This window comes from Cellulomonas sp. (assembly GCF_036279715.1).
GTDB lineage: Bacteria > Actinomycetota > Actinomycetes > Actinomycetales > Cellulomonadaceae > Cellulomonas_A.
On record NZ_DASUIR010000154.1, the window covers coordinates 1 to 5,612 of the forward strand.

Consider the following 5,612-nt stretch of genomic DNA (forward strand, 5'->3'; position numbering starts at 1 on the left):
CGGAGCAGTCGAGGCCACCCTCGCTGAGCGTCTCGCCGCCCCACACGTACGGGATCCCGATGTACTTCTCGGCGGCCGCCACGAGCCCCTGACCGGTCGCGGTGCCGGTCGCGGACACCACCGAGCCGGACGTCGCCGACGACGCCCCGGTCAGCGCCGTCAGCGAGCTCATCGACGAGGCGTCGACCCCCATGGCTGCGAGCGCCGACGCGAACGACGACGCGCTCGAGGTGCCGCCGGTCGAGACACCGCCTGTCGCGGCGCTCGTCGCACTCGCCAGCTCCGTGGCGACGACCGTCTCGGGGGCGACGAGCGTGCGCAGCTCGGTGATCCGCGCCTGCACGGCAGCGATCCCGGCGATCCCGGCCATCCCGGCGCTCATGGCCGCACCGGTTCGGTCGCGTCGATGGCTGCCTCGTCCGTCGCCGGCACAGCCGCGGCCCGCGCCGCGAGCATCCGGGTCCCGACCTCGTCGAGCACCAGCTGCTCGGCGCGCTCGTCCTCGGCACGCACCTGCGCGTCGTGACGCTCCTGGAGCCGTTCGAGGGCCTTGGTCTGCACGCGCGCAGCGGTCCAGGCGGCGTTGGCGACCACGACCTCGGCGTCCGCGGTCTGCACCTCGGACCGGCGCTCGGTCAGCAGGCTGCCAAGGGCCGCGCGGCTCGCGGCGGCCGCGCGGAAGTGCAGCTCGTCGGACCGTCCCGGCAGGCTCGCGGAGCCGAGCATGACCTCGGTGTCGTGGCGGCGGGCCTCGGCGGCGGCCCGCAGCCGGGACGCGGCGGCGAGCTCGGCCGCGGCGCGGTCCTCGGCCATGCCGCGCAGGTGGAGCAGGCTCGCGAGGCGGAACGGGCGGCTCATCGCAGGTCCCCCATCGCGTGCACGAGCGTGCCGAGGCGCGCCCAGGAGTCGGCGAGCGGCGCGCGCTCGTCCATCTGCTGCTGCAGGAACGCGTCGATCGCACGGGAGTGCGTGACGGCCGCGTCGACGAGCGGGTTGCTGCCCGCGACGTACGCGCCGACGTCGAGCAGGTCCTGTGCCTGCCGGCGGGCGGCCATGACCCGGCGCAGCTGGATGGTCAGGTCGCGCTGCTCGCGGCTGATGATGCGGGTCGCGACCCGCGAGATGGAGCCGAGCGCGTCGACGCTCGGGAAGTGGCCGCTCACGGCGAGCTTGCGGTCGAGCACGACGTGCCCGTCGAGGATCGAGCGGGCGGCGTCGGCGATGGGCTCGTTCTGGTCGTCGCCGTCGACGAGCACCGTGTAGATGCCGGTGACGGAACCGCGGGCGCCGGTGCCCGCGCGCTCGAGCAGCTGGGCGAGCAGCGCGAACGTGCTGGGCGGGTAGCCGCGGGTCGCGGGCGGCTCGCCGACCGACAGCCCGATCTCCCGCTGCGCCATCGCGACGCGCGTGAGCGAGTCCATCATGAGGACGACGTCGGAGCCGCCGTCGCGCAGGTACTCGGCGATGCGTGTCGCGACGAACGCGGAACGCAGCCGGACCAGCGGGGGCTCGTCGGACGTCGCGACGACGACGACGCTGCGGGCGAGGCCCTCGGGCCCGAGGTCGTCCTCGAGGAAGTCGCGGACCTCACGCCCGCGCTCGCCGACGAGCGCGATGACCGACACCTCGGCGTCGGTGCCGCGCGCGACCATCGACAGCAGGCTCGACTTGCCGACGCCGGACCCGGCGAACAGGCCGATGCGCTGGCCACGGCCGACGCTCACGAGCGTGTCGAGCACCCGCACGCCGAGCTCGAGCGGCAGGTCGACGCGGGTGCGCTCGAGCGGGTGCGGCGCGTGGCCGGTGATCGGGACGTGCACGACGTCGCGCAGCGGACCCTTGCCGTCGATCGGCCGGCCGAGGCCGTCGAGCACGCGGCCGAGGAGCCCGGGGCCGACGGGCGCAGTCAGCGGGGTGCCGAGCGCGCGGACGGCCATGCCGCTGCGCAGCCCGTGCGTCGGACCGAGCGGCATGCAGCGCGCCGAGCCACGGTCGGCCGCGACGACCTCCGCGAGGACGGGTGCTGTGCCGGGGAGACCGCCGGTGATCTCGACGAGGTCGCCGACCGCGGACGACGTCCCGGCGACCTCGATGGTCAGTCCCACGATCCCGCGGACGGTGCCGACGAGCTCGGGGCGTGCTGCGTCGAGCGCGCGACCCCAGGGCGTCGAGCGGTCGAGCGTTGCGGCGCTCATGCGAGCGGCCCGTGCTGGTGCGGCAACGCCGACGGGGTGCCGTCGGTCCCGAGCAGGGCGACGCGGGCGCGGGCCAGCGCCGTGGTGATGCGCGCGTCGAGGTAGCCGTCGGGGTGCCGGCCGATGGCGTCGCCCGGCGCGAGCGTCGGGTCGGCGACGAGCTCGAGGCCGGCGACGTCCGGGAGCCCGCCTGCGGCACGCAGCGCGTCGAGGTCGCGCGCGCTCATGCGCACGGTCTGGACGCCCGGAACCAGGGGGTCGTCGAGGACGCGGGCGAGCGCGGCGCGGGCCGAGTGCTCGCCGTCCGCGAGCTCGCAGCCCAGCACGACGGTCGCGAGCTCGAACGCGGCCGCGTGCAGCGCGCGCTCGGCGTCGGCCAGCACGGGTGCGGTGCGCACAGCGGCGGCCGCGGTGGCACGGGCCAGCGCTGCGACGGCTGCGGTGTGCTCGACGGACCGCCGCTCCTCGGCCGCGACCCGGAGCTCCTCGCCACGCACCGCCGCAGCGGCCGCAGCCCGGGCGGCCTCGCGTGCGCCACCGGCGTAGCCCGCCGCGTACCCGGCCGCGTGGGCCCGGTCGCGGTCGGCGTCGCGCGCGGAGTCGACCGGTCGGCCGATCGGGGCGAGCCCGAACGACGCGGAGCGGATCTCAGGACACATACTCGTCCTCGCCGTCGCGGCGGATGACGATCTGCCCGCTCTCCTCGAGCCGGCGGATGATCTGGACGATGCCGGAGCGGGCGTCCTCGACCTGCGACAGGCGCACCGGCCCGAGCAGCTCGATCTCCTCCTCGAGGTTCTCGCGGGCACGCTCGGACAAGTTGTGCAGGATCTTCTCCCGCACCTCGGGGCCGGCACCCTTGAGGGCCACCGACAGCCCGGCCGTCTCGACCTGGCGCAGCACGAGCTGCAGTGCCCGGTCCTCGAGCAGGACGATGTCGCCGAAGACGAACATCCGGCTCCGGACCTCTTCGGCGAGCTCGACGTCGCGCGCCTCGAGACCCTCGAGGATCGCCTTCTCGGTCGTCGCGTCGGCGCGGTTGATGATCTCGACGAGCGGCTGGACCCCGCCGATCGCGGACATCTCGCGCGGCGTCAGGACGGTGGACGCCTTGCGCATGAGGCTCTCGGCGATGACGGCCACGACGTCGGGCGACGCCCGCTCCATGAGGGCGATGCGGTGCGCGACCTCCCCCTGCAGCTCGGACCCGAGGCCCGCGAGGATCGCCGATGCGTGCTCGGGACGCAGGTGCGCGAGCACGAGCGCGACGGCCTGCGGGTGCTCGCCGCTGATCAGCGAGATGACCTGGCGGGCGTCGGCATGCTGGAGGAACTCGAACGGCTGACCGGCCATGCTCGTCTGGAGCCGCTCGAGCATGCCCGCGGCGAGCTCGGTGCCGAGGGACGACTCGAGCAGCGCCTGCGCGTACGCCATGCCGCCGCCGACCCCGGGGCCGACGACGGAGACGTCGTAGAACTCCTCGAGGACGTCGTCGGCCATCGTCTGGTCGATGCGCTCGAGGCGCATGATCTCGACGGTCAGCTCCTCGATCTCGGTCACGTCGAGCTGCGCCATGACGCGCGCGGCCCGGTCGCGACCGAGCTGCAGCAGCAGCATCGCGGCCTTCTGCGTGCCGGTCAGCGTGGCCATCAGCGTCGACCGCTCGGGGCGGCGAGCCAGCCGCGCAGCAGGTCGGCGACCTCAGCGGGCTGCTCGTCGGCGAGCGCGGAGATCTCGGCGCGCTTGATCGCGACGGCGTCGGGAAGGGCGGGCACAGGGGCCATCCCGGCGGGCAGCGCGGGCAGGCCGTCGGCGCCCGCGCCGATCCCGAGCGGGTCGGCGTCGCGGTCGAGCCGCGACAGCTCCCCGATGTCGAGCGACTCGCGGCGACTACGACGCGACCGGCGGGCCCCGGCGACGACCAGCGCGAGGACGACGAGCAGGATGACCCCGGCGATCGCCCCCTGCCTGACGAGCGAGGCGGACGCGGCCTTCGCGGACTGCGCGTCGGCGGCCGCGAGCGCGTCCTGGGCGGTCTGCGCCGCGGACGTGTCGAACGCGATGGCCTGCACCGCGATGGTGTCGCCGCGGGCGGCGTCGATCCCCGCCGCAGCACTGAGCATCGCGGTCAGCTGGGTCATGTCGATCGCGGCGGCAGCCTTGGCGTCGATGGCCACGGCGAGCGACTGGCGGCGGACGCTGCCCGGCGCGGTCGTCGTGAGCTCGGTGACCTTGTCGACCGCGTTCGTGACGTCCTCGCTGGCCGACGCGTACGTGCCGGCGGTGGCGTTCCCGCTCGGCACCGCGATGTTGTCGGGGCCGAGCACACCGGTCGCTGTCGACCCGTTGCCCGTGTACGTCTCGCTCTTCTTCGAGGACGCGAGGGCGGGCGTGTTGGGCGCCGCGGTGAACGACTCGCTCGTGCGCTGCGTCTTGTCGTAGTCCAGCACCGCGTTCATCGTGACGGCGGACTTGCCGACGCCGACGACCTGGTCGAGCAGCACCTGGACCGCTGCGCTGACCCGGGCCTCGTAGTCGCCCGTCTGCTGACCGTCCGACCCGGACATGAGCTCGCCCCCGACGGTCGACAGAACCTTGCCGGTCGAGTCGATGACGGCCACGTCGGTGGGCTTCATGCCCTGGATGCCCGCCGAGACGAGGTGCACGATCGCCTGGACCTGGTCGGCGCTCAGCGTGACGCCGACCTTGGTGCGGATGAACACCGACGCGGTCGGGTCCGCCTTGGTGGCGACGAACACGGTGTCCTGCGGGATCGCGAGCTTGACGGTCGCCGCGTCGACGCCCTGCAGGGCCCCGACCGTCTTGGCGAGCTCGCCCTCGAGCGCCCGCTGGTAGGTGACCTGCTGCTGGAACTCCGACGTCGACATCCCCATGTTGTCGAGCAGCGAGTAGCCGCCGCCGTCGGCGTTCGCCGGTAGCCCGGCGGCCGCGAGCTTGAGCCGCATCGCGTAGAGCTTGTCGTTCGGGACGAGCACCGTGGATCCGCCGTCGGAGAGCTGGTAGGCGACGCCCTCGGACGTGAGCTGGTCGACGACCGCGCTCGCGTCGGTCGCGGACAGGCTCGTGAACAGCGGGCTCATGGTCGGCTTCGACACCCAGCTCGCCACGGCGAACCCGCCGAGCAGGAGGACCGCGAGACCGATGACGGCGAGCGTGCGCTGGGCGACGGTGAACTGCTTGAGCGTGGACGTGAACCGGCCGAACGCGGCCGTGACCTGGGTGGGCATCAGGCCTGCATCCGCATGATCTCGTTGAACGCGTCGACGGCCTTGTTACGGACCGCCGCGGTCAGCTCCATCGTGAGCTTCGACTCGGCGGCCGCGATCGTGTAGTCGTGCACGTCGGTGAGGCTGCCCGTGACGGCCTTGACGGCGAGCCCGTCGGTCGTCGACTGCA

The 5,612-nt window shown here is 74.0% G+C and carries 6 protein-coding genes and 1 pseudogene; all 7 read right to left on the reverse strand.

What is annotated here, in order from left to right; genetic code table 11:
- Positions 1 to 382: pseudogene (locus VFW79_RS14475) on the reverse strand (hypothetical protein); the annotation flags it as partial.
- Positions 379 to 858, reverse strand: a complete 480-nt coding sequence (locus VFW79_RS14480; RefSeq protein ID WP_329677997.1) for a flagellar export protein FliJ — start codon at positions 856 to 858, stop codon at positions 379 to 381. The gene VFW79_RS14480 and the pseudogene VFW79_RS14475, both read right to left, overlap by 4 nt.
- Entirely contained in the window at positions 855 to 2,195 is a 1,341-nt protein-coding gene (locus tag VFW79_RS14485; RefSeq protein WP_329677998.1) for a FliI/YscN family ATPase, read from the reverse strand. The genes VFW79_RS14480 and VFW79_RS14485 overlap by 4 nt, the downstream gene beginning before the upstream one ends.
- Complete coding sequence (locus VFW79_RS14490; RefSeq protein WP_329677999.1) at positions 2,192 to 2,854, reverse strand: FliH/SctL family protein; 663 nt, start codon at positions 2,852 to 2,854, stop codon at positions 2,192 to 2,194. Before VFW79_RS14490 ends, VFW79_RS14485 begins: the two co-directional genes overlap by 4 nt.
- On the reverse strand, positions 2,844 to 3,845 hold the full coding sequence (gene fliG, locus VFW79_RS14495; protein ID WP_414647989.1) for a flagellar motor switch protein FliG: 1,002 nt from the start codon (positions 3,843 to 3,845) through the stop codon (positions 2,844 to 2,846). Before fliG ends, VFW79_RS14490 begins: the two co-directional genes overlap by 11 nt.
- Positions 3,845 to 5,443: a flagellar basal-body MS-ring/collar protein FliF gene (gene fliF / locus VFW79_RS14500; protein ID WP_329678000.1), complete on the reverse strand. Its 1,599-nt coding sequence runs from the start codon at positions 5,441 to 5,443 to the stop codon at positions 3,845 to 3,847. Before fliF ends, fliG begins: the two co-directional genes overlap by 1 nt.
- On the reverse strand, positions 5,443 to 5,612 hold a 170-nt coding region (locus VFW79_RS14505; protein ID WP_329678002.1), incomplete at its 5' end, for a flagellar hook-basal body complex protein FliE. The genes fliF and VFW79_RS14505, both read right to left, overlap by 1 nt.